The organism is Amycolatopsis sp. NPDC058278 (assembly GCF_042881395.1).
Classification (GTDB): Bacteria; Actinomycetota; Actinomycetes; order Mycobacteriales; family Pseudonocardiaceae; genus Amycolatopsis.
Genome location: NZ_JBHVXZ010000047.1, coordinates 21487 through 45904, shown reverse-complemented (window position 1 = coordinate 45904; position 24418 = coordinate 21487). Strand labels below are relative to the sequence as shown.

The following is a 24418-nucleotide window of genomic DNA, read 5'->3' as shown; positions in this document are numbered from 1 at the left end:
CGATAGCTGTCGGAACGCATCGTCAAGGGGCGACTTTTGGTCTTCTTCTTCCATCTCACTCGCCGTCCGAACCGGGCGGAAGTGAAGGCCATATTTCGTTCGGTACCTCAGGCTCAGCGCTGGGAGTCCGCCGCAAGCATGACTCGCAGGGTAAGCCCGTGGGGCGGTCGATCAATTCCAATTGACCGGAGCTGAACGACGCGGTGCACATTGCGATCAGCCGATCGGAAGAAAGTTCCTGCTCCGCCAATTCGAATATGTGGACCACGCGGCGAGTCTCGCCCACAACGCCCGGCAGTGGGCGTCCAAGGACGAGTCGTGTCGTCATCGCTCGGCTCCGTGAGAGTCGCGTCCGGCGGGGACGGCTACGGTCGAGGGGCAGACCGTCCCCGCCGGACTTTCAGGTCCGCCGCCACGTGGAGGGCACGCAGCGGCGGACGACCATCGGCGCTGCCGGAAGAGCCGTTTTCGCAGACTTTTCCTGGGCGAAGGTATTTCGGGCTGCGCGTTCGCATTGCGGAGGATTGCTCGTGCAGCGACATAGGCACGACAGTGCGGGCAGGGTGGAGCTGGTGGTATGAGGCTTGATGTGATCAGCAACTCATGCCCGCACAGGGCAACGAACCATCCTTCTTGACGCTGTACGCCACGCGCAAACTCTTCATCCGTGATCGCGTGGTCATGGCTGTCTAAAAGGCATCGACTCCATGTCACGAACAAGTGTTGGTCGAGATCGTTAGTATGAGTCATAGGGACGCCATTCGATGCAGGTTGGTCGTTTTCGGGTGTTCAGCCACTCGATCAAGGCTGCGCGCGCATCGGGGATTGGGATGGCCGCCGCGCGGGGGAACACTGCGCCCGTTGTGCCGTTGAATATTAGGTTCACATCAGGCAGAGGGCGCTTCGGGTTGAAAGAGTTTGCGATCGGCATTTCTCGATCGTGGTTATCCATGTAGTTCAGGGCTGCAAAACCGGCCGATGGCCGGACGCTGATCCGAAGCTGATGGTCGGGGAAGGGCCCATCTTTGCTTCGGTGAAATTCGACGTCCCCGACCATAAGTGTGGTCTCCCAGTCGACATGATCCGTTCTCAGAATCTCGTTGACAAGTCGAGTCGATTCCAGCATTCCGCTCGTGACGCGGGCCACGCCAGTGGTAAGCGAAGCTGTCAGGAGCATGTGTCACGTCGCCGTTCGGTCGGGGAGCGGTTCAGGGCCAGGCGCGCGGGGCACGTGCTCGCCTTCGCCCCAACCGTCACGCTGTGCAACAGGCTCGTCTATATCGCTCTCGGCATGTGACATGCCGAGAGCGGCATAACGCCAGGTGGAACGGCGATTCCGCTCTGACGTGGCTCACTCGCTGGTGAGACCCTGTCGCCCTATGTACGCTGGTCAGAGGGAGGCAGGCACCTGTTAGGCGAGGGGAACCGATGAGCTCACCCGGTGGTCCGCAGCATCGTGCGGCCGGCACTTCCGGCGGCCGTCGCTGCCAGGGGTGTGGGTCGGCACTTGCCGCAGACAACACGGCCCGCCTGTGCAGCAAGTGCCACCGTGAGCAACGCGACCAGCTTCGGACGCCTCCCGCCCAATTGAGGAACGAGTTCTTCGAGACGGACGAGTTTCGTGCCGCCTTCGAAAGCCAGCACATCGGCAAGGTGTTCAAGGCGTATCGAAACCACCCGCGTCACCTTCAGCTCTTCGGCAAGGCGTTGAATCAGGAGCTGTTGGGGCGGTGGCTCGGGCTCACTCAGGCTCAGGTGAGCAAGCTGGAGAACGGCAAGCCTGAGCAGAACCTTGAGACGCTCCGGAATTACGCGAAGATTCTTCACCTGCCTCAGCATCTGCTCTGGTTCGACTTCCCCGGCCAAAGCCGCTTGAGATTTCAGCACCTCTCAGTGGGTCAACGTCTGAACTCCGGTGACTCGCGGCCCAGCGGCTTGGTCACTCCCGAGGCGCGGGACGAACTTCTTGTCGTGAACACCGGCATGGACACACTCGAACTGCTTCGGCGGGTCCGTGCGTCAGCAATCGATTCGTCCACCATCGATGCCTTGGACATCACCGTTGAGCAGCTGTGCTGCGACTACCCTCACGCGGATGCCCGTCAGCTCATGACGACGGGCAAGGAGTGGCTCGGCAAGATGACCGAGCTGCTCGAAAACCGCCTATCGCTGGGCCAGCACCGTGAGGTGCTCACCAAGTCTGGGATGTTGGCGCTTCTGGTGGGGTGCCTTGAGTACGACGTGGGCGACGCGCGTGCCGCCGAGGCCACCCGACGTATGGCGTTGGAACTCGGCAAGGAAGCTGGAGATCCCGGCATCGTCGGCTGGGCGCATGAAATGTTGGCGTGGTTCCATCTGACAGCCGGAAACTATCGCGCCGTGATTCCGGCGGCTGAGTCCGGCGCTCTGGCTGCGCCCTCGCATTCCGTTGCGGTGCAGCTCTACGGCCAGCAAGCGAAAGCCTACGCTCGCATGGGAATGGTCGAGGAAGTTCACAAGGCCCTCGACGCTGGCAGCGAGCTGCTGGGACGGCTGCCGTTCCCCGACAGGCCGGATAATCACTTTGTGGTCGACCCGGACAAGTGGGACTTCTACGCGATGGACACCTACCGACTGGTCGGCGAGGACCAACTTGCCCAGCGCAACGCTGAGGAAGTCATGCGTCGGAGCGTCAACCCCGAAGGCGTTCCGATGGCACCTATGCGCATAGCGGAAGCACAGCTCACGCTCGCCGTGATCGCCGCCAGGCGCGGTGACGTCGACGAGGCCGCCGCGTTGGGCATCGAGGCGCTTCAGAACGGCCGTCAGAGCCGTCCGACGCTGCTCATGGTGTCCAGCGAGCTAGAGCACGAGCTGGACACCTATGGCGCCAACGCAGGCGCGGACTTCCGAGAGATGTTCGCCGACGTCAAGCGCGCCCAGTAACACAATATTCCGACAGAGAATATTCTCGGCGTTCAATATTCTTTTCTGGAATGTCGCGTGGCTTGAACATGGCCTCGACCTGCGCATATTCCTTCGTAGGATCCTTTATTCACGCGCCGACATAGTCGCTATCTCGCGTTGACGGCTTACTTGATGGCACGGCCCGCAAACCGCAGGGTCGGAGCCAATAGTAAGGGTCAACACTGATGAAAACCACAACACACGGCGCCGCTTCTTCGGCGTTTCTTTCCATCCGTCAGGCCGCTTGGAGTCTCGGTGTCACCGAGTCCTGCGTGTGCTCCGCAATCCGCAGTGGCGTGCTTCGTGCGGTGCATCGGCGCTCCCAGCTGGTAGTTCCGGCGACGGAGTTGCGGCGCGTGCTGAGCGGCGGTGCGCGATGACCGATTACGACTACGAGGAGATGGCCGCCCAGCTCGATCGGTACGCCGACGTGCCGGACGACGTGCTGAACGAAGTGGTGACCAGGAACGGTCTGTGCTTCTGGGCCTTCGACCGGGCCGACATGCCCAAGCTGTCCGGCGATGGCTCGCCGGACCGGGAGTTGGCTGCCGGGATGTGCGCCGGGTGCCCGGTGATCGACGAATGTCGAGAGCTGGACTTGCGGATGGCCGGGCCAGACACGGTCGGGGTGTGGGGCGCGCTGCCGGACACCGATCGGCGTGCCCTGCATCCGGTGTGGGTGCGCCGCCGGGGTGGTGAGGCGCGATGACGGTCAATCTCACGCCGACACAGATCCTCGCCGGAGTCGGGGTGATGCTGGCTCTGTTCATGGTCTGGCGCTGGAGCGCCCGCAAGGCTCGCCGGGCCGCCGACGCGGCGCGGGCAAGTTCCCGGGTGGTGTCGCTGGCCGGGCGGGTGCTGTTCACGGGCGCGGCGTTCACGGGCGTTCAGTGGCTCGTGATCACGCACGTGCATAACCCGACCTTGGTCCTGGTGGTACTCGGAGTGCCGGACCTGATCGCGGCCTACGTCCTGACGCGTGTTCTGACAGTCACGTCCATGGACACCACCAGCACGCGCCGCCGGGGTGGTGGTCACCCATGACCACGACTAACCAGAACGAGACGACTGCCGTGGAGGGGCGGGCGCGGCGGCTGGCCGAAGACGCGGCTGAGGCAGCCGACGTCCGTCGCTGGCAGACCCACCCGGACGTGGTGGCGCTGCGGGTAGAGCGGGTCCGGGCACAGGTGGACCGCCTGTGCTGGTCCGGGATCGTGCTCGGGTTGGCCTTCACCACGGCCAACGTGCAGTGGTTCGCGGCCGCCGGGGCCGAGTTCGGGTCGCTGCCGTGGCTGACGGCGTGGCTACTCGATCCGACCGTGTGTCTGGTTTTGCTGGCGATCCTGCGTGCTGAGCAGGTGACCGCGCGGTACCAGGTGCACACGGGAGCGTGGGTACGGGCGGCGAAGTGGCTCACGCTCGCAGCCACCTACGTCATGAACACCTGGTCATCGTGGTCGGCCGGGTCGCCGGCCGGGGTGGTCCTGCACTCCGTTCCGCCGCTGGTCGTGTTCGTCGCTGCCGAGGCGGTCACCGACCTGCGGGACAAGCTCACCGAAGCCGTGTCGGTGGCGTTCATGAACGCCACCGATCAGGCGGAGCCCGGTGAAGCGGTCGGGGTTCAAGGATCGACCGTGCTGGTCCACGAACCGAACAGGCCTGATCACGAACCGACCGACCTGGCAAGTGAGCAGAACGTGTCAGGTCCTGAACCGGTGACACCGGAGCCGCGTCGGGAACGTCCGGCTCGGCGGAAGCTGTTCGCCGACTACCTCGCCGACGCCCGGGCCACCTGGACGCCCGGTGTGGAGATCACCCCGGCGTGGGTGCGGGAGACCACGGGATGTTCCCGGGGACTGTCCTTCCGGCTCGCCGCCGCGCTCTCCGCAGAGATCGGCAAGGGGGGTGCGCGGCAATGACTGAACCGAACCGGGAGGACCACGAGCTTGCCGCGCTGGCCCGCAGCGGCGGCCGGGACGTCGAACACGTCGGCCCGGTGCTCGACGCTGAGTTGATCGACGACACGTTGCCGCAGCCGCGCCCTCGGACAGCCGGCCGACGGGGTGGCCCGTGGCAGCGGTGCGTGGCCTGGGCGTGCCGAGTGTGGCGATCCGGTTCAGTGTTGCGGGCGCGGTCGGTGTCCGCCTACCGGGTGCGGAAAGCTCCGTTGGACGTGCTCCGGCTGGTGTGGTTCGTGCTGCGCGGGAACTGGCGGTGGCTGGTCAAGTTCTGGAACTGGGCCACCTACGCCGATCTCCGTGCCGACGCTCGCCGGGCTCGGCTGTCCGGAGACGCTGAAGCGCGCCGCGTCGCGCAGGAGCTGATCCGGTCCGATGCCACGGCGCGGTGGGCGCGGCTGGGCATCGTGCTGCGCCGGGTGGCGATCACGCTGCGGTTCGCCGGACCGGTCGCCGGGGTGCTGTGGCTGGTGGATTCGGTGATGGACCGGGCGGACATGTGGCCGTGGCTGGTCGACGTATACACGGGTGTGGAAGTGGCGTGGTCGGCTCTCACGGTCGTCGTGCCGCTGCTGCTGATCGCGGCTCCGATGGTGTGGGCGGTGGCGGCAGCGTTCGAAGGACGCGACCGCGCCCCGGGTGCCGGATGGCTGGTCCGCCCGGACCGTGAAGATGCCGACTCCTGGATTGACGAACGGATGATCTCCAAGGCGCTGGCGCATCTGGGCATCGCGCCGCTTGACCGGTTCTACCGTGACGGCGGGGAGCTGGTCTACACCGTGGCCGCGCGTAAGGACGGTGACGGCACGTTCGCTCAGGTCCGGTTGCCGCTCGGGGTGACCGCCGACATGGTCGCCGCGCGTCGGTCGAAGCTGGCGGCGAACCTCGGTCGGGCATCGCTGGAAACATGGCCTACCAAAGGAGACGAAGACGGGGTGCTTGACCTGTGGGTCGCCGATAAGGGCGTCTTACGGGGCGGGGCCGGCGAATGGCCACTGGTCCACGATGGACAAGTCGACGTGTTTGACGGCGTTCCGTTCGGACTGTCGCAGCGCGGCAGGGTGATCAACGCGCCGTTGGTCGGAGTGAACTGGCTCATCGGCGGCCGTCCCGGGCAAGGCAAGTCCGCCGCGCTGCGGACGTTGCTGCTGGGCGCGGCATTGGATCCCACGGCCGAACTGTGGTCGTTCGTCATGGGCGAGTCCCCGGACTTTGAACCGTTCCGGCCCCGGCTGTCCCGCTACGGAATGGGGATGGACGACAGCGTGGCCGAAGCGGCAACGATTGCGCTGGCAGACTTGCTGACCGAAATGGAGCGACGCGGCAAGATTCTCGGAGAGCAGCCGGGTCGTCCGCCGAAGGTCTCGCGCAAGCTCGCCGACAAGGCCGGGCTCGGCCTGCACCCGTTGGTGTGCGGGATCGACGAGTGCCACGAGCTGTTCCAGCACCCGGAGTACGGCAAGAAGGCCGCCGAACTGGCAGTGCGGTTGATCAAGCGGGGCCGCAAGTACGGGATTGTGCTGCTGCTGGCCACCCAGTCGCCGACGAAGGACAGCATTCCCCGGGAGGTCACCCGCAACGTCTCGTGCGGCGCCGCGTTCTCGGTGGCTGATCAGGTCGCCAATGACGGCCTGTTGGGCTCTGGCAAGTATGCGGCCGGCATCCGCGCGACCGAACTACGGATCAACACCGACCGGGGAACCTGCGTCGCGGTCGGCATCACGGACGAGACGTTCGAGTTGGTACGCACGTTCTACGTCCCGTTCGAGGACGGGGCCGACGAGGTCACCCCGATCATCGTGCGGGCGGTCGCGTTGATCGAGGAGGCGGGGCTTGCTGTCGGATCCACCGCACGGCCGGAGCTGGATGCGGCGCCGGTCGTGGCTGACCATCTGGCCGACGTTGCGGCGGTCCTAGATGGGGAGAAGCGAGTGCGGACTCAGGTGATCCTGTCCCGGTTGGCTCGGCACGATCCCGGCGAGTACGAGGGGTGGGCGTTCCGCGACCTCACGGCTGCGCTTGCTCCCTACGGGATCGGGCCGGTCAAGTCGGACGGAAACAAGGTGATCCGGGCCGACGACGTGGCCGCCGTACTCGCCAACCGCGACCGCGCCGGGGGCACAGATATCAGGGATGCGGGCAGGGACCCGGCGGGGACTCAGGGACTTCTCCCTGACGGGTCCCTGGGCGAAAGTCCCCGTCCTGACCAGGCGAAACACGGCTCAGGGACTCCAGAGACGCCCCGCCGACCAGTCCCCGGATCAGGCCGAAACCCGAGCAATCCCGAGACCGGCGAAGGTCCCTCCCTGTCGCCCCGCCGACCGGACGAGGGGAGGTGACTCGCCCTTTGCCCAACCATCCCGGCACCACCTACCAGATCACAGCGCACCGTCATCGGAGAGGCAGCGACCATGACCCCAACTACCACAGCGACGCAGAGGACGGTCGCCCTAACGGCGCCGGAGGAACCAACAAAGACGACACGTCTGACGGAGATCGTGGCAACAGCCTGGACAGTGCAAAGCAGCAGCCGGACACCGACCGGCGTCGACCCGTCTGGCAGGGCACCACCGAACCAGAGCCTGAACAGGCCGCAGGCGGGTCGGCACCGCCCAAGCGGGGCTACCCGCCGGTGACGCTCACACCGGGGCCTGACGGCGCGTTGTGGGTCACTGTCGATGGCGCCGATCTTCAGGAGGTAGCTGCCAAGATCGGCGCGATATGTGACGCGCTGCTCCCGGCGACGCCAGTCCTGGAGTGATGGCAGAGCGCCCCTTCGCCACGTGGCGAAGGGGCGCTCTGCCGTTGGGCGGGCAGCGGCACCGGTAGTCGCCACGACAGCGGCACGCCTCGGCCCAGCAGTAACATCACCACCAGCTTTCCGAACCCGCCGAACAGCCACGGCCACATTTCCCAACCGGACGACCACCACGTCACCACCGCGAGTACAGCGGTACCGCTCAGCAGGGGGAGCCGTATCGCGCGCTCAATCGCTGCCCGACGCAGATTCCGTGTCTGACCACGCTCCGCCGCTCGCTCCCCGGAGGCGGCCAGACGGTCTAGAAACAACCCTCCACGCATGTCGCCAGCTTGCGCCTTGGTCTGCGGCATTGCCACCGCGTCTGTCGAGACGCCAAGCGCCGACACGGGCGGCATAGTGCCCGAACAACACCCGCGTGATGAAATAGTGGCATGGCTCCGAACAGTGACTCCACCCCGCGTCCATTCTCGTGGTGGTGGCTGGGGATCGCGCTCCCGTCAAGCGCAATAGGCGGCTTTGTCGTCGCCGCGATACTGTGGGGAAGCACGCGCGCTGAACATCGAGACGCCTTCGACACTGGCTGGAAAAGCGCGGCGGCTATCCTGGCGGTCCTTGCGGCGGTCGTCGCGGTTGAAAGGCTTCGCCTGGGCCAGCGAGAGCACTATAGACAGCTTGCAGCGGACCGAGCTAAGGAAATCAACGAATTGTCCGCCAAGTCCAGCGAACAACTTGGAAGCGATAAAGCTGCGGTTCGCATCGGCGGCCTTACGGATCTGGAACGACTTGCGCAGGCGCACCCCAGCTTGCAGCAAACGGTAGTAGATCGCATATGTGCATACCTGCGAGAGCCATATATTCCGCCACCCTTGAAAATCGACCCCGAAGACCGGCGCCACCTTGAAGATATGTACGGTTACTCCGAAGAAGAGGCGACAGTCACGGAAGCCAATGACGACGACGAATTAATCGCCTCTCGCAGACTTGAACTGGATGTCCGAAGAACTGCACAGGGTATCCTGAGGCGGCACTTAGCACCATATGATAGATCGAGCTATTGGCCAGGCATCACGCTCGATCTAAGAGATGCGTCGTTGGTTGAATTTGACCTAACGGAATGTGAAGTTTCAGAAGTCAATTTCGAAGGGGCGACATTCTACCGGCCGACCGTATTTAGTAGGGTTAAATTCCAGGGTCAAGTGAACTTTGAGCGCGTAAAGTTCATGAGTCGCGCTCGTTTCGATGAGGCAGAATTTCGCGGTTTTGCCAACTTTGCGATAACCAAATTCTTCGAGAGAGTGAGCTTTGAAGGGGTCGACTTTCAAGCGGAGCTTCACATTCACTTATCTCATTTCCGTCGTTTCACAAGCTTCAGGGGTGTCAAATTTGCCCAGAAGGCCCTTTTTATGAACGACGAATTCCGAGGAGCGGTAACCTTCAGGGAATCGACGTTCGTAGAGCTGCCGTCCTTTGAAGAAGCAGCTTTCCAAAGGACTGCCATATTTTCCGGGGCTACCTTTAATAAAGGCGCGAATTTTCAGGATTCCGAATTTACCGGCGCAGGGAAGCTTGATCGCGTTCAATTTGCCGACCTAGAGATAGGAAGCGGCGAAATAATCAACTTGAACGGTGCTTCCGTGGTCGAATCCCGGGCTAAGTGCACCTGGCCGCCAGGCTGGATCATAAAGGATGGAAAGTTGACATTCGGTGAACAAGAGTGAGCACTTTACTGCGGCTCTAGAAATTTGATGCATACCGAAAGCGCCTTCGCTGAAGCGAGGGCTTTGAGTGTTGTTATCGGTGCTCGTGGCAGTCCTGCTGATTTCTGCGGTCAAGCTAGCACGGCACTTACTGTGCCTGAGATGGCCTGTTCGGCGAGGAATCGGCCGTGGCGGCTTCGGGTACCCGCGCTGTTGTCAATCGGCGTCTCGGGGCTCAGTGGTTTGTGGAGCTGGCACGTCGAGTATCTCGGTGGTTTCAATCGTCTCGTTGGTGTTGGCACCGTGGTTGTACCACTCGGCTACTTCCGGCATGGCGTCTCGCCAGCCATCCGGTAGACGCCACCCGGCCCGCCACGTGCCGTCTGACCGCTTCTGCACTGCGAACGAGAAGCCTAGTTCAAGCCACCTGAGACGGCGGTCTTCCGGTGACATCCCTGCTAACTCTTCCTGCCAGGTCCGATCAGTGGGAACCCATTGCACGCCTCCGGGATCGGCTGGAAGTGCCCTTAGAGTGTCGATGTCGGCAAGAATCTTTTCCCCGTCTTCCATGATGTGGCGTCGGTCCTCCGCTGAGTTGGCTCGCGCGACTCCGGACATCAGCTTGCCGTACTCCCGCTCCAGCTTCGCTATCTGGTTGGCGTGGTTGGTCGGCGGCAAAACGATGCGCTCGCGAACGGGAACCATTGCGAAAATCTTATAGAACGCTTGGGTGGCCAACGGCTCTACTTCTTCCGCGTTCATGGCCGGGCCGTGCTTGCGTGATGGGCATTGCCAGAACCTGTACTGGTATTCGACCGCTGGTTTTCCGTTCTTGCCGCCCCGCTTCACGACGGTCAGTCGGTGCCACAGATTTTCTGAGCACTCCGGACATACGAGGATGCCGGAGAACTCGTATGGCCGGTTGCTGCCTCGGGTCTTCCGCTTCGACTTCTCTTCCAGTCGGGCGACTATCTCGGCTTGCTCGGCGGGTTCGAAGATTCCGAACTCCACCAAGGCTGGATCTGTGAGCAGGCGACCCAATGTGTTGCCCTGCCATTCGTACCTTCGTAGTTCAAGTTTGGCGGGATCTTCACCGCGCCGCTCGGCTCCCAGTTGCAATTGCCTGTCTCGCGGCGTCACGACCTGATTTTCGTTCAACCAGCGAGCCATGTCGATAAGGCGTGTCCCCGATCGCGCCATCTTCGACAGCTTGTGAAGAATCTTGACCGCGACGGGGTCCAGTCCGAGAATCCAGCCGCCGCCGGGTAGTTCGACGGGCATGGTTCCGTAGATGTGCCCTTCGCCACCCCAGCGACCGGCTTCCTTGAGCCGGGCCTTGGCCGAACGGAAGCGCTCCCTCATGCGCTCTCGTTCCATACGAGCGAACGCCGCAATCAGAGTAATCATGAACTCGGACATGGAATTGCTGGAATCGATGCCCTCGGCAATGCAGATCAACCGCTTTCCACGCGCCCGGAGCCACTCCAGCAAGGTCAGCGCGTCCATCACATTGCGCACCAAACGATCCAGCTTGGACACGACTAGTGTCTTCCACGGCTTCGGTGGCGCGTCGGAAAGCCAGAGCCTCAACCCGTCGCGCTTCTCGGGCTCCAAGTCGCCGGAAACGTGAAGGTCCTGGACGGTTTCGGCGATCGGGATGCCGTAGGCATTCGTCCACCGGTGCGTGTCGCCTACCTGCGACTCGCTGGACGTGCTCTCGTCCGAGAAGTGCGACTGACGGACGTAGCACAACGCTGCGTCGCCCTCAGGGTCGAACGGGACAACCGCCGGCCGCTCGCTGAGTTGCTTCTTGAACCGCCGCTTCTTCCGGGGTGCCGGTGCGCTCATGGTCGGTATCCTCGCTGGTAGACGCCTTGTCAGTGTAGTTGGTTGACGCGCTTGGTGGGATCACGAGGTCTTGAACAACTGGTACCCGGGCAAGATCCTCGACAACCCGGCCTACACCGAGAAGCGCGTCGACGTCCTGGCGCCGCGGGCGTACCAGGCGTTCCACGAGTGGCACCCGATCGACTCGCGCCGGGCCGTCGACGGCCGCGTCCACCGCAGCTTCACCTACGGCTCGCGCGTCGAAATCTTCGTGCTGGACATGCGGACCTACCGCAACGCCAACACCGCGGACCAGACGAAACCCGGCTACATCCTGGGCGACGCGCAGGCCCGCTGGCTGGCCGACGCGCTCGGCCGCAGCACGGCCACCTGGAAGATCGTCCAGGCCGACATGCCACTGGGCCTGGTCGTCCCGGACGGCACCAACATCGAAGCCGTGGCGAACAACCTGCCGGGTGCACCCGGTGGCCGGGAGACGGAACTGGCGTGGGTGCTGCGGGAAATCCAGCGCCGCCGCGTCCGCAACGTCGTCTGGCTGACCGCGGACGTCCACTACACCGCAGCGCACCACTACTCACCCGACCGGGCCGCCTTCCAGGACTTCGACCCGTTCTGGGAGTTCGTGTCCGGCCCGCTGAACGCGGGCGCGTTCGGGCCGAACGCGCTGGACCCGACGTTCGGTCCGCAGGCGGTGTTCGTGCACGCCCCGCCGGCGGCGAACACGGCCCCGATCGACGGCTTCCAGCACTTCGGCGAGCTGAACGTCGACGGCGCCAGTGGCGACCTCACGGTCGATCTCCGCGACGCCACCGGAGCGTCGCTGTGGTCGAAGACACTGCACCCGGCGGGGCGCTGAGCAGGGTCGGCTAGGCTCGCGCGCACCGATACGCACCCGTACCAAGGAGAAATACCGTCGTGACTGAACGCACGCTGGTCCTGGTCAAGCCCGATGGCGTCGCGCGCGGCCTCGTCGGCGAAGTCATCTCGCGGATCGAGCGCAAGGGCCTCAAGCTCGCCGCGCTCGAGCTGCGGACCGTTCCGCAGGCGCTGGCCGAGGAGCACTACGCCGAGCACAAGGAGCGTTCCTTCTTCGGCGACCTGCTCGAGTTCATCACCTCGGGCCCGCTGGTCGCGCTCGCCGTCGAGGGCCCGCGCGCCATCGCCGCGTTCCGCCAGCTGGCCGGCGGCACCGACCCGGTCGAGAAGGCCACCCCGGGCACCATCCGCGGCGACTTCGCGCTGGAGACCCAGTACAACCTGGTCCACGGGTCGGACTCGCCGGAGTCGGCCGAGCGCGAGCTGAAGCTCTGGTTCCCCGACCTGTGATGCCGTGAACCGGGGCCACGTCCGCGTGGCCCCGGTTTCCTCTTCCTTGGAGCCCGCATGACGACGATGCCGTTCGCACCGCGCGACTACCTCCCGGTGCTGGCCGAGCTGACCGGCGCGTTCGCCGAGGCCCTGCGGACAGCCGACCCGGCCGCGGCGGTGCCCGACTGCGCCGGCTGGACCGTCACCGACCTCGCGACGCACCTGGGCAACGTGCACCGCTGGGCCGCGACGGTCGTCCGCACCGGTGAGGTGCACCCGCAGGACTTCGCCGTCGGCGCGGGTGGCGACCTGGCGTCGTGGTACGCCGAAAGTGCGCGGCTCCTGCTCGTCGAGCTCGAGGCCGCCGAGCCCGGTGACCCGTGCTGGCACTTCGGCGGCACCGGGAAGACCAAGGCCTTCTGGTACCGCCGCCAGGTGCACGAGACCGCCATCCACCTCGCCGACCTCGGCAGCGACCACGTGCTCGACCCCGCCGTGGCCGCGGACGGCGTCGACGAGGTCCTCGGCGCGATGCTGCCGCGGGTGACGCGCTGGCACGCCGTGCCCCGGCTGCCCGGGCCGGTCACCCTGCGCGCCACCGACACCGGCGACGTCTGGACCGTTCACCCCGGCGAGCCGCCCGCGCTGGGCCCCGCCGCTTCCGGCGGCGCGAGCGTCGAAGCTTCCGCGCGCGACCTCCTGCTGCGGCTGTGGAAGCGCACCGGGCCGGACCCGCGCGCCACCGGCGAGGCCGCGGAAGCGCTCCTCGCCGCACCGCTGACCCCATGAGGGTGTTCTAGACCATTCAGGCGGCGTTCACCGGGAAGTCTTCCCCCGGCCGTGCCGCTGCGCTGTGCTGGTCCGGGTCACTCTCACTCGATACTGGGGTACTCGGTGAAGAAGTCACACACAGTGCTGCCGTTCGTCACCCTGTTCGCGACGGCGTTCGTCGTTCCCGCCCACGCCGACCCCCTGGCCGCGCCGCTCGGCACGCCCCCGGTGGAGGCCGCACCCGCCGCGTCGTCAGCCCACGAAGGCCCGGCCGGCTTCGCTGCCGCGAATCCCGATGACGGGCTCGTCACCGGCAGCGCGACCACCGAAGTCGCGCCCGGCCTGAACCTCACCCAGTTCGACCGGTTCGACCCGACCGGCTGGATCCGCGGCGACACCCTCGCCGTCGACCTGGGCAGCAAGGTGCTCGAGCCGAGGTACCTGAGCCCCGGGACGGTTTCCGCGCGCACGCCGCTGTCGCAGCAGATCGCTCGGGCGGGCGCGGTGGCCGGCGTCAACGGCGACTTCTTCGACATCAGCGCCACCGGCGCGCCGATCGGCGTCGGCATCGACCACGGGCAGCTGCAGACCGCCCCCGCCGCCGGGCACAACCTCACCGCGTCGATCACCGACGCCGGCAAGGCCGCGCTGGCTTCGGTGTTCCTCGAAGCCACCGTGACGCTGCCCGGCGGCACGGTGCGGGCGACCAACTTCAACAGCCCGGTCCTGGGCGCCGACGCGATCGGCGTCTACACGCCGTTGTGGGGCGCTTCCGGGCGCGCGACCTCGGTGGCCGAGGCGTCCCGGGTGCGGGAAGCCGAACTCCGCGACGGTGTGGTCACCGCCGTGCGCGAGCAGCCGGCGGACGGCCCGATCCCGGCGGGGACGACGGTGCTGCTGGCCCGCGAAGCCGGGGCGGACGCGCTCGCCGCGCTGCGGCCGGGTGACGCGGCCGGCGTCACCTACGCGCCACGCTCGGACGCCGGGAAGATCGCGGTCGCCGTGGGGGGCAACGAAGTCCTGCTCCGCGACGGCGTCGTGCAGCCGGTCGACGACGTCGCCCTGCACCCGCGGACGGCGGTCGGGTTCTCCGCCGACGGCCGGAAGCTGTGGCTGGCCACCGTGGACGGGCGGCAGGCCGACAGCCGCGGGATGACCGAGCTCGAACTGGCGCGGCACATGAAGAGCCTCGGCGCCGACGACGCCATCAACCTCGACGGCGGCGGGTCGTCGACGCTCCTGGCGCGCAACGAGGGCGAAGCCGCGCCGAGCGTCCGGAACTCGCCGTCCGACGGTGGGGAACGCCTGGTGCCCAACGGGATCGGCTTCACGACGGTGCCGGGCAGCGGAAAGCTCACCGGCTTCGCCCCGGCGCCGGCCGTCGCGACGACCGGCGCGAACCGCGTGCTGTCCGGCCTCACCCGGCACCTGGTCGCCGACGGCCACGACGAAACCGGCGCCGCGGTGGCCGCCGAACCGCGCTGGAGCACGTCGGACCTCCGGCGGGCCACCGTGACGCGCGGTGTCGTCACCGGGCACCGCGCGGGGGACGTCGACGTCGTCGCGCGCTCCGGCCGGGTGTCCGGGAAAGCGGCGCTTTCGGTGCTGGGCAAGCCGGTCCGGCTCGGCACGAGCACCGAACAGGTCGCGTTGTCGACAGCGGGCGCGCGAAGCACGTTCAAGGTCTACGGCTACGACGCCGACGGCTACGGCACCTGGCTCGAGCCCGACGACGTCAAGCTCGACTACGACCACTCGGTCGTGCGGGTCGAGCCGTCCGGTGACGGCTACGCGGTGACCGCGCTGACCTCCTCCGGCGCGACCGCGATCACCGCGACGGCCGCGGGCCTGACCACCCACCTGGCCGCATCGGCCGGCACCGTCGCGCAGGTGGCGTCGCCGTTGGACGGTCCGGCGGGCTGGACGACCACCGTGTTCCCGGCGGTCGTCGGCGCGGCGCTCTCCGCGGGACCCGGCCACGACGGCGGCGCCGGGCTGGCGCTGGACTACCGGCTGACCGGCACGACCGCGACGCGCGCGGCCTACGTGACGCCGTCCTCGCCGCTTCCGGTGCCCCCGGGGACGCAGAAGCTCGGGCTGTGGGTCGACGGCGACGGCAAGGGCGCGTGGCTGCGGGCGGAACTGCGTGACGCCGCGAACGTGGCGTCCATTGTGGACCTTTCGCTGAGCGTGGACTGGACGGGCTGGCGGTACGTCACGGCCGCGATCCCGGCCGGGCTGCCCGCGGGACAGCGCCTGGCGCGCTTCTACGCCGTCGAGAACGTGCCGGATCAGCAGTACGAGGGCCGGCTCGGGTTCGACGACCTGACCTTCGAAGTGGCGCCGACGACCGCTGTGCCTGCCGACCCGGCCCCGCACGACCCGGCACTGGTCACCGGCGGCGTGCCGGCCGGTGACCTGCGGGTCGCGGTGGTCAGCGACGCCCAGTTCACCGCCGACGACCCGGCGGGCCCGCTGGTCGCCCAGGCCCGGCGGGCGCTGCGTGAAGCCGTCGCGGCGAAACCGGACCTGGTGCTGATCAACGGCGACTTCGTCGACCGCGGCACGGTGCCCGACTTCGTGCTGGCCCGGCAGGTGATCACCGACGAGCTCGACGGCAAGGTGCCCTGGTACTACGTCCCGGGCAACCACGAGGCGGAAGGCGGCAACGGCCTCGCGAACTTCCAGGCCGCGTTCGGGGTCACGCACCGGGTCGTCGACGTCCACGGCATCCGGCTGGTGCTCCTGGACTCCTCCCGCGGCTCGCTGCGGGCGGGTGGGTTCGACCAGGTCCGGATGCTGCGGTCGGCCCTCGACTCGGCGGCGGCGGAGAAGTCCGTGCGCGGGGTCGTCGTCGCCATGCACCACCCGGTGCAGGACCCGAGCCCGACCGGGAACTCCCAGCTCGGCGACCGGAAGGAGGCGACCCTGCTGACCCAGTGGCTCACCGGGTTCGAGCAGGCGTCGGGCAAACCGGCCGCCGCGGTGGCGTCGCACGCCGGCGTGTTCTCGCTGTCGCGGGTCGACGGGGTGCCGTACCTGGTCAACGGCAACTCGGGCAAGGCGCCCGCGGCCGCGCCCGGTGACGGCGGGTTCGTCGGCTGGACGCTGCTGCGCGTGGACCCGGCCGACTGCGGCCGGCCGGTGCGGTTCGAGACGCGGCCGAACGTCGACGCGCTGTCGCTGACCGGGCCCGCGTCGCTGGCGCCGGGTGCGCGCGCCGGCGTGCGGGCGACCCTGCGGCAGGGGACTCGCGACGTGCCGGTGTCGTACCCGGTGAGCGCCGGCTGGACGGTCGGCCGCGGCGTCGTTTCGTTCGATCCGTCGACGGGCGTGCTGACGGCGTTGCGGCCGGGGGTGGCGCGGCTCTCGGTGACGGTCAACGGCGTGACGGCCACGCTGGTCGTCACGGTCCGCGGCTAATCCGTTCGGTTTTTGTCGGTGGGGCGTCCTATGGTGCGAAGCGTGGACGAATCGGAGGACCGGGAACCGGCACTGGTGCAGGCCAAGGCACTGGTGAAGCGCTTCGGCGAGTTCGAAGCCGTGCGCGGGATCGACGTCGAGGTGCGGCGCGGCGAGGCGTTCGGCTTCCTCGGCCCGAACGGCGCCGGCAAGTCGTCGACCATGCGGATGATCGCGTGCGTGTCGCCCCGCACCGACGGTGATCTCCGCGTGCTGGGGCTCGACCCGGAGGTCGCCGGGCCGCGGATCCGCGCGCGCCTCGGCGTGGTGCCGCAGCAGGACAACCTGGACGTGGAGCTGACGGTCCGGGAGAACCTGCTGGTCTACAGCCGCTACTTCGGCCTTTCGCGTGCGGCCGCGCGGAGCAAGGCCGACGAGCTGCTGGAGTTCGCCCAGCTCGGCGACCGGGCCGGCGACAAGGTCGACCCGCTGTCGGGCGGCATGAAGCGGCGGCTGACGATCGCCCGCTCGCTGGTCAACGACCCGGAGCTGCTGCTGCTCGACGAGCCGACGACGGGCCTCGACCCCCAGGCCAGGCACCTGCTGTGGGACCGGCTGTTCCGGCTCAAGGCGCAGGGCACGACGCTGATCGTCACGACGCACTACATGGATGAAGCCGAGCAGCTGTGCGACAGGCTGGTGGTGATGGACCACGGCCGCGTCGCGGCCGAGGGCTCACCGGCCGAGCTGATCAGGCGGTACTCCACGCGCGAGGTCGTCGAGCTCCGGTTCGCGCCGGGGGAGCAGGTCGCGGCGGCCCGGCAGGTCGACGGGCTGGCGGAGCGGGTGGAGATCCTGCCGGACCGGGTCCTGCTCTACAGCGGCGACGGCGAGGACACGCTGGAGCACGCGCATTCCCGCGGGGTGCGGCCGCTGTCGAGCCTGGTGCGCCGCAGTTCGCTGGAGGACGTCTTCCTCCGGCTCACGGGCCGGACCCTGGTGGACTGATGGCGACGATCTCGACCGGCCGCGTGGTCGGCAAGTGGCAGGGCGCCTGGCTGCAGGTCGAGGGGCGCTGGACCTGGTACCGCCGCCACTGGGTGTCCACTTTGTACTCGACCGGGCTGCAACCGGTGCTGTTCCTCGCCGCGATGGGGCTCGGCTTCGGCTCGCAGGTGCGGCCCGGCGCGGTCACCGGCGGCCTGTCCTACCTCCAGTACATCGCCCCCGCGCTGCTGGCCGCCGGGGCCGCGCAGCAATCCTTCGGCGAGTCGAGCTACCCCGTGCTCTCGGGGTTCAAGTGGCAGAAGGAGTACCTGGCGGTCACCGCCACCCCGGTGTCGCCGGGCCAGGTGTTCGGCGGGCACCTGATCTGGTCGGCCCTGCGGCTGACGCTGGCGGGCGCGATCTACGCGTTCGTCGCGCTGTTCTTCGGCGCCTGGACCGGGCCGGGCGTGCTGCTGGTGATCCTGGCCGGCACCGCCACCGGGCTCGCCTGCACCGCGCCGATGGCCGCGCTGGCCGCGCGGACCTTCGACGAGGGCCAGCGGTTCGGGCTGATCTTCCGGTTCGTCGTGATGCCGATGACGTTGTTCTCCGGCACGTTCTTCCCGATCGCCCAGTTGCCGGCCGCGGTCCGCTGGCTGGCCTGGTTCTCCCCGTTGTGGCACGGCACGCAGCTGGCCCGCGGCGTGAGCATCGGCGGCGTCGGTGGCTGGGCGATGCTCGGTCACCTCGCCGTGCTGGCGGCGTTGTTCGCGGCCGGGTGGGTGCTCGCGCACCGGGCCTTCTACCGGAGGCTGGTGGTCTGAATGACGACCGTCGAGGCCCGCGCCGGGCTGCTGCTGCGCATCCTCCCGCCCGGGCTGTACGCCGGCCGGGCCCGCATGCTCGTCGAACGCTCGATCATGGTGTCCCGCGCGAGCTGGCTGCTGTTCGTCTCCGGCGCGATCGAGCCGTTCCTCTACCTGCTGGCGTTCCAGCTGGGGTTCGGCAAGCTGGTCACCGAGGTGGCGGGCCCGGACGGGCGCCCGATGAGCTACGTCGCGTTCGTGGCGCCGGCCCTGCTGGCGATGTCGGCGATGAACGGCGCCGTCTTCGAGTCGACGTACAACCTGTTCTTCAAGCTGCGCTACGCGAAGCTGTACGACGCGATGCTGGCGACCCCGATCGGCCCGCTGGACGTGGCACTGGGCGAGATCGGCTGGGCGATGACCCGCGGCGGCATCTACGCGGTGGCGTTCCTCGCGATCGCGGCGGCGATGGGACTGCTGACGTCGTGGTGGGCCCTGCTGATGGTCCCGGCGGCGCTGCTGGTGGGCCTGACGTTCTCGGCGATCGGGATGGCCCTGGTGACGTTCCTGCGTTCGACGGCCCAGTTCGACTACATCCAGCTGATCCTGACCCCCATGTTCCTCTTCGCGACGACGTTCTACCCGCTGTCGGTGTACCCGGAGCCGCTGCAGTGGGTGGTCCGCTGCCTCCCGCTCTACCACGCGATCGAGCTGATGCGTGGCCTGGCGACCGGCCTGCTGTCGGGCGGCATGCTGATCAACCTGGCGTACCTGCTGCTCCTGGGCGCGCTGGGCCTGTGGGCGTCGACGCGCCGGATCGCGAAGCTGCTCCTGACCTGAGGAGATGCCCGCCCAATCACGCGAGATCCGCCCCCAATCACGCGAGATCCGGCCCCAATCACGCGAGATCGGCCTCCGATCACGCGAGATCCGGCTTCACGCCCGGCCCGCCGCGGGTCAGCGGGCCTGGTCCGGTTGCCCGCCCGGCACCGCGGCGGGCGCCGGAACCTGAACCATCCCGTGCCCGTAGAACCCGTTGTACCCCTCGTACCCGGCGCAGTAGGCGTCCTGGAGCCCGTCCCCGGTCAGGTCGTAGTCGGCCGGGCACGGCATCGGCAGCGCCTGCGCCTCCAGCGTCCGGCGCAGCTGCCGCGGCCGGGCCTCCGGCGCGGCGGACGCCAGCAGCGCGAGCACCCCGGTGACGTGCGGCGCCGCCATCGACGTCCCGCACAGCGGCGCGTACCCACCCGGCACCGCGGACAGCACGCAGTCGCCCGTCTCCCCGCCCGGCGCGGTGACGTCGATCACGCCCAGGCCGTAGGAGCTGTACCCCGCCTTCACCCGGTCCGCGCCGACGGCCGACACCGCGACGACGTCCCGCAGCCCGGCCGGCAGGGCTTCGCACCCGCTGCTCGCCCCGCGCGCCCCCGAACGCGCCGACGGCGTCAGGTCCACCGCCTCGTTGGTCGCCGCCGCCACGTTCAACGTCCCCGCCGACGTGCTGTACTCGACCGCGCGGGCCAGCACCTCGTGCACCACGCCGCGGTCGTGGCCGCGGATGCACGACAGCGACCACGGGTTGACGAAGAAGCTGCTGTTCGTCACCCGCATGTGCCGTGAGGCGGCCCACATCAGGCCGCACACCGCGGCTTCCGGGTCGGCGTACCCGCGGTCGTCGATCACCTTCACCGACGCCACCCGCACCCCGGGCGCCACACCCGTCACGCCGTGCCCGTCGCCGGCCGCCGCGATGATCCCCGCCACGTGCGTGCCGTGCACCGACGTCGTCGGCACCCACGCCGACGGCGACCGGTCGGGGGCCCCGGTCAGGCAGCCGGCGGAGTCGTCGCGGTCGACGGCTTCGCTCAGCTCCGGGTGGTCCGGGTCGATCCCGGAGTCGAGCACGCCGACGACGACGTCCCGGGAGCCTTCCGGACCGCGGTGGGAGCGGTCCGCGTCGATCATCCGCATGTCCCACTGCTGCCCGCTCAGGTCCGCGGCCGGCACCTTCGCGGGATCGGTCGCGGGCAGCGCCGCCCGCGCGGGCTGCGGCTTGACCTCGGTGACGCGCTGCGCGGCCAGCCGCTCGGCCTGCGCGCTGAACGCCCGGTCGAGCCCGATCCGCTCGCCGAAGTCCGGGTCGCCCGAAGTGGCGACCGCGACGGCGATCTGGGGGTAGAAGACGGTGGTGGCCCCGCAGGCGCCGTCGATCTCCGACCGCGCCGCGGCCTCGGTGGTGCCGGGGTCGAAGGTGACGACGTAGCGCAGGGCCCGGCCGTGGGCGCAGCCGGACTCGCCGGCCGCCGCCGGACCGGCGGTGACGCATCCCGAGAGCACCAGGACGGTGCACACGGTCGCGCGCAGCCTCCGCGCCAGCAGGGACACCGGACCTCCCACCGGATGCAGGAACCGCGGGTGCCGGCGGGCGAGATCCCGGTCACCCCGAGCCGCACCGTAGCCACCCGGTGCCCGGTGGACAAGCGCTGCGGCGAAGTTCCCCCGGCCGTGGGGTGGATGGGGGGCGGTACGGCGCGCCCGGGTGCCTGCGGGAGGTACCGAGTACACCGGAGTGGTCACCCGGTGTGGGATACTCGGGGTGGCCGCTGGGCCGTGGGGCGCACGTGAGAGGTGCTGCCTGCGGCGTTGTGGCCCGGTGATGTGCATGAACAGCGTGACGCGCGTCGCCGCCCGCGAACCGGGCGGCTGGACGACGTGGCAGGCGGCCCGGGGGCCGCGAAAGCCTGGCCAAGCACGCCGCCGAGCAGACCTTTGGCCGGGTTGCGCCCCACCGGAAGCGGTGGTGCGGCGCCCGGTTGTCGGGCAAGGATTCCCGCCGCTGGTGACCACCACGGCGGAACGAACAGAAAGGGGCCCCTGCGCGGCCGCGTCCCTGCCGGTGAGAACCGGCAGACGCGCCCGGGGGCGGAGGAGACACATGTCGAACGCGGAAACACCCGCCGAACAGACCGGCGGGAATCCCGCCACACCCACGGGCGGCCCGCTGGCCGACCTGCCGCCCCGGATCCGGGTGCACGCACTGGCCAAGCTGCTGGAGTCGCACAGCCGGGACGTCCTGGCGAAGCTCGCCGAGCTGGGCGAAAGCGTGCGCAGCGCGCAGTCGAGCGTGACCAGGGACGTGGCGCTCAAGGTGGCCGAGGCCTTCGCGCCCGGTGAGACCGAAGACACGCCGGCCGAGCCGGAGCCCGAGCAGGCCCGGCAGCCCGCCGAGACCCGCCCGCAGGTGCCCGACGTGCCGGTCGCCGAGGCCGAGAAGCCGCGGCCGCGCCAGAAGACCCGCGCCCACCTGCCGGTCTTCGCCGCGCCGTCGCCGGTCTTCCTGCCGCCGGAGCCGGCGGAGCGCGCGGCCAAGCCGGCCCGCAAGCCGGCCGACCCGTTCGCGGAGCCGCCGTCGCGGCCCGAACCCGAGGTCGCCGAGGAAGAGACCGAAGACACGACGCCGGGCGCCGACTCCGGGGCCGACGAAGACGACGACGCCGGCAGCCGCCGCCGTCGCCGCCGGGGCCGTCGCGGCCGTGGCCGGGGCAAGGGCGCCGAGGGCGGCGACGAGACCGCCGAAAACGAGGACGACCAGGCCGAGGAGCAGCAGCCCCGCCGCAAGGGCCGCAACGGCGACGAAAAGCCCGAAGCGGACGCCGAAGAAGCCGAGGACGCCGCTGAGTCGTCTGAGTCGTCTTCGGAGTCCGAGAGTGACGCCGATGACGGCGAAGGCGGCACCCGCCGTCGCCGCCGTCGCCGTCGCCGCAAGGGCTCGGACGGCGAAGACGCCGAGGCCACCGGTACCGACGACCCGCCGAACACGGTCACGCACGTCCGCCAGGCCAAGGCCGAGCCCGTCGAGCGCCCGGCGCGCGACGAGGTGCGCAGCGTCCGCGGGTCGACCCGGCTGGAAGCCAAGCGCCAGCGCCGCCGTGACGGCCGCGAAGCGGGCCGCCGCCGCGCCCCGATCCTGTCCGAGGCCGAGTTCCTGGCCCGGCGCGAGTCGGTCGAGCGCACGATGGTCGTCGCCGAGCACGGCGACTCCACCCAGATCGCGGTGCTGGAGGACGGCGTCCTCGTCGAGCACTTCGTGACGCAGTCGGGCTCCGGCTCGATCGTCGGCAACGTCTACCTCGGCCGCGTCCAGAACGTGCTGCCGAGCATGGAGGCCGCGTTCATCGACATCGGCCGCGGCCGCAACGCCGTGCTGTACGCCGGCGAGGTCGACTGGGACGCCGCCGGCCTGGAGGGCAAGGCCCGCAAGATCGAGCAGGCGCTCTCCACCGGCGACTCCGTGCTGGTCCAGGTCACGAAGGACCCGGTCGGGCACAAGGGCGCCCGGCTGACCACCCAGATCTCGCTGCCCGGCCGTTTCCTGGTGTACGTCCCCGCGGGCGGCGCCACCGGCATCTCCCGCAAGCTGCCGGAGAACGAGCGCCGCCGGCTCAAGGACATCCTCAAGCGGATCGTCCCGGAGGACGCGGGTGTCATCATCCGCACCGCTTCCGAGGGCATCGGCGAGGTGGAGCTGGGCCGCGACGTCGACCGCCTGAAGGCGCAGTGGGACGTCATCAAGGAGAAGGCTGCCGCCGGTTCCGGCAAGAAGGGCGGCGCGCCGACCATGCTCTACGAAGAGCCGGATCTGCTGGTCAAGGTCGTGCGTGACCTCTTCACCGAGGACTTCACCAAGCTGGAGATCCAGGGCAACCGGTCGTGGGAGACCATCAACGACTACGTCCGGCACGTCGCGCCGGAGCTGACCGAGCGGCTCAAGCGCTACGTCGGCACCGGTGACGCGTTCGCCGACCACCGGATCGACGAGCAGATCACCAAGGCCCTGGACCGGAAGGTCTGGCTGCCGTCGGGCGGTTACCTGGTCATCGACCGCACCGAGGCGATGACGGTGATCGACGTCAACACCGGCAAGTTCACCGGTTCGGGTGGCAATCTCGAGGAGACGGTGACCCGCAACAACCTGGAGTCGGCGGAGGAGATCGTCCGCCAGCTCCGGCTGCGGGACATCGGCGGCATCATCGTCATCGACTTCATCGACATGGTGCTCGAGTCCAACCGCGAGCTGGTGCTGCGCCGCCTCACCGAGTGCCTCGGCCGGGACCGCACGCGCCACCAGGTCGCCGAGGTCACCTCGCTCGGCCTGGTGCAGATGACCCGCAAGAAGATCGGCACCGGCCTGCTGGAGGCGTTCTCGACGCCGTGCGAGCACTGCAAGGGCCGGGGCGTGCTCGTCTCGACCGAGGTGCAGCGCACGGCCGCCAACTCGGGGCAGTCCCACGGCGGGAACGGCAACGGCGGCAACAGCGGCGGCGGCAACAGCGGCGGCGGGGAGAAGAGCTCCCGCCGGTCGCGGGGCCGCGGCAAGAGCGAGGAGGCCGCCAAGGAAGCGGCGGCCGAAGCCGCCAAGGCCGAGGTCCACGCCGTCCCGACGCCTGAGCAGCGCGAGTCGATCGCGTCGGCGGTGGCGGCGATGGCCAACGCCTCGAAGGTCGCCAAGGAGCACGACGGCGCCCTGAACGGCAACGGGCCCGCCCCGGAGCCGGCCAGGGAGGTCGCGGACGTCCCGGCGACCACGGAGGCGGACGAGACGCCGGTGGCGGCCGAGCCGCCCGCCGAGCCCGCCCAGGAGGTCGCCGGCACCCCGGTGACCACGGAGGCGGACGAGGTGCCGGTGCCGCAGGACGAGGAGCCCGAGGTCGAGCGGTCCTCGGCCCCGGAGCCGGCGGAGGAGCCGGTCACGGTCGCCGAGCCCGAGGTCAACGTGCCCGAACCGGCCGGACGCTCCACCCGGCGCCGTCCGCGCCGGGCGGCGTCGCGGCCGGCGGGCCCGCCGGTGCACGCCTCCGACCAGAGCAAGTGAACGACTAGGGGGACCCCGGTGGTAACGCACCGGGGCACCCCACGTAACCTGTAGTACGGCCT

The 24418-nt window shown here is 68.8% G+C and carries 17 protein-coding genes and 1 pseudogene; 15 read left to right on the top strand and 3 right to left on the bottom strand.

The features are described 5' to 3' along the window. Positions 1–736: 736 nt before the first annotated feature. Positions 737–1177, bottom strand: coding sequence for an Imm1 family immunity protein (locus tag ACFVYA_RS24465; RefSeq protein ID WP_387048172.1), 441 nt, complete (start codon positions 1175–1177; stop codon positions 737–739). Positions 1178–1428: 251 nt separating this feature from the next. On the opposite strand from ACFVYA_RS24465, the gene ACFVYA_RS24460 reads away from it, so the two are divergent. The 7 genes from ACFVYA_RS24460 (at position 1429) to ACFVYA_RS24430 (ending at position 9383) form a co-directional block, all read left to right on the top strand. After that, positions 1429–2925, top strand: coding sequence for a hypothetical protein (locus ACFVYA_RS24460; RefSeq protein WP_387048171.1), 1497 nt, complete (start codon positions 1429–1431; stop codon positions 2923–2925). A 397-nt stretch (positions 2926–3322) separates the two neighbouring features. Continuing rightward, the gene (locus ACFVYA_RS24455; RefSeq protein ID WP_387048169.1) at positions 3323–3655 is read left to right on the top strand and encodes a WhiB family transcriptional regulator; all 333 of its coding nucleotides are present in this window, start codon (positions 3323–3325) and stop codon (positions 3653–3655) included. Continuing rightward, complete coding sequence (locus ACFVYA_RS24450) at positions 3652–3990, top strand: hypothetical protein (protein WP_387048167.1); 339 nt, start codon at positions 3652–3654, stop codon at positions 3988–3990. Before ACFVYA_RS24455 ends, ACFVYA_RS24450 begins: the two co-directional genes overlap by 4 nt. Further along, positions 3987–4865: a hypothetical protein gene (locus tag ACFVYA_RS24445; RefSeq protein WP_387048165.1), complete on the top strand. Its 879-nt coding sequence runs from the start codon at positions 3987–3989 to the stop codon at positions 4863–4865. Before ACFVYA_RS24450 ends, ACFVYA_RS24445 begins: the two co-directional genes overlap by 4 nt. Next, the gene (locus ACFVYA_RS24440) at positions 4862–7243 is read left to right on the top strand and encodes an FtsK/SpoIIIE domain-containing protein (RefSeq protein ID WP_387048164.1); all 2382 of its coding nucleotides are present in this window, start codon (positions 4862–4864) and stop codon (positions 7241–7243) included. Before ACFVYA_RS24445 ends, ACFVYA_RS24440 begins: the two co-directional genes overlap by 4 nt. Next, positions 7240–7665, top strand: coding sequence for a hypothetical protein (locus ACFVYA_RS24435; protein ID WP_387048162.1), 426 nt, complete (start codon positions 7240–7242; stop codon positions 7663–7665). Before ACFVYA_RS24440 ends, ACFVYA_RS24435 begins: the two co-directional genes overlap by 4 nt. A gap of 431 nt (positions 7666–8096) precedes the next feature. Beyond that, positions 8097–9383 (top strand): pentapeptide repeat-containing protein, encoded by a 1287-nt coding sequence (locus ACFVYA_RS24430; protein ID WP_387048160.1) that lies wholly within the window; start codon positions 8097–8099, stop codon positions 9381–9383. 195 nt (positions 9384–9578) lie between these two features. Here ACFVYA_RS24430 and ACFVYA_RS24425 read toward each other — a convergent pair whose 3' ends face one another. Next, on the bottom strand, positions 9579–11210 hold the full coding sequence (locus ACFVYA_RS24425; RefSeq protein WP_387048159.1) for a recombinase family protein: 1632 nt from the start codon (positions 11208–11210) through the stop codon (positions 9579–9581). A 52-nt stretch (positions 11211–11262) separates the two neighbouring features. Between ACFVYA_RS24425 and ACFVYA_RS24420 the strand changes: the two are divergent. The 7 genes and pseudogenes from ACFVYA_RS24420 to ACFVYA_RS24390 all read left to right on the top strand — a co-directional run. Then, positions 11263–12066 (top strand): annotated as a pseudogene (locus ACFVYA_RS24420) (alkaline phosphatase D family protein); the annotation flags it as partial. 59 nt (positions 12067–12125) lie between these two features. Further along, positions 12126–12536 (top strand): nucleoside-diphosphate kinase, encoded by a 411-nt coding sequence (gene ndk / locus ACFVYA_RS24415; RefSeq protein ID WP_310972320.1) that lies wholly within the window; start codon positions 12126–12128, stop codon positions 12534–12536. A gap of 57 nt (positions 12537–12593) precedes the next feature. Next, positions 12594–13307 carry a maleylpyruvate isomerase family mycothiol-dependent enzyme gene (locus ACFVYA_RS24410; RefSeq protein ID WP_387048156.1) on the top strand — a complete coding sequence of 238 codons (714 nt, stop codon included), beginning with the start codon at positions 12594–12596 and terminating at the stop codon, positions 13305–13307. A gap of 123 nt (positions 13308–13430) precedes the next feature. Beyond that, positions 13431–16712, top strand: coding sequence for a phosphodiester glycosidase family protein (locus ACFVYA_RS24405; RefSeq protein WP_387048208.1), 3282 nt, complete (start codon positions 13431–13433; stop codon positions 16710–16712). A 30-nt stretch (positions 16713–16742) separates the two neighbouring features. Then, positions 16743–17699, top strand: a complete 957-nt coding sequence (locus ACFVYA_RS24400) for an ABC transporter ATP-binding protein (protein ID WP_387048154.1) — start codon at positions 16743–16745, stop codon at positions 17697–17699. Further along, complete coding sequence (locus ACFVYA_RS24395; protein WP_387048153.1) at positions 17699–18502, top strand: ABC transporter permease; 804 nt, start codon at positions 17699–17701, stop codon at positions 18500–18502. Before ACFVYA_RS24400 ends, ACFVYA_RS24395 begins: the two co-directional genes overlap by 1 nt. Then, the gene (locus tag ACFVYA_RS24390) at positions 18503–19324 is read left to right on the top strand and encodes an ABC transporter permease (RefSeq protein WP_387048152.1); all 822 of its coding nucleotides are present in this window, start codon (positions 18503–18505) and stop codon (positions 19322–19324) included. A 117-nt stretch (positions 19325–19441) separates the two neighbouring features. Here the strand turns inward: ACFVYA_RS24390 and ACFVYA_RS24385 are convergent, their stop codons facing one another. Beyond that, positions 19442–20869, bottom strand: a complete 1428-nt coding sequence (locus tag ACFVYA_RS24385; RefSeq protein WP_387048150.1) for a S8 family serine peptidase — start codon at positions 20867–20869, stop codon at positions 19442–19444. Between the two features lie 550 nt (positions 20870–21419). Here ACFVYA_RS24385 and ACFVYA_RS24380 point away from each other — a divergent pair. Beyond that, positions 21420–24356: a translation initiation factor IF-2 N-terminal domain-containing protein gene (locus tag ACFVYA_RS24380; RefSeq protein WP_387048149.1), complete on the top strand. Its 2937-nt coding sequence runs from the start codon at positions 21420–21422 to the stop codon at positions 24354–24356. The last annotated feature ends 62 nt before the right edge of the window (positions 24357–24418 follow it).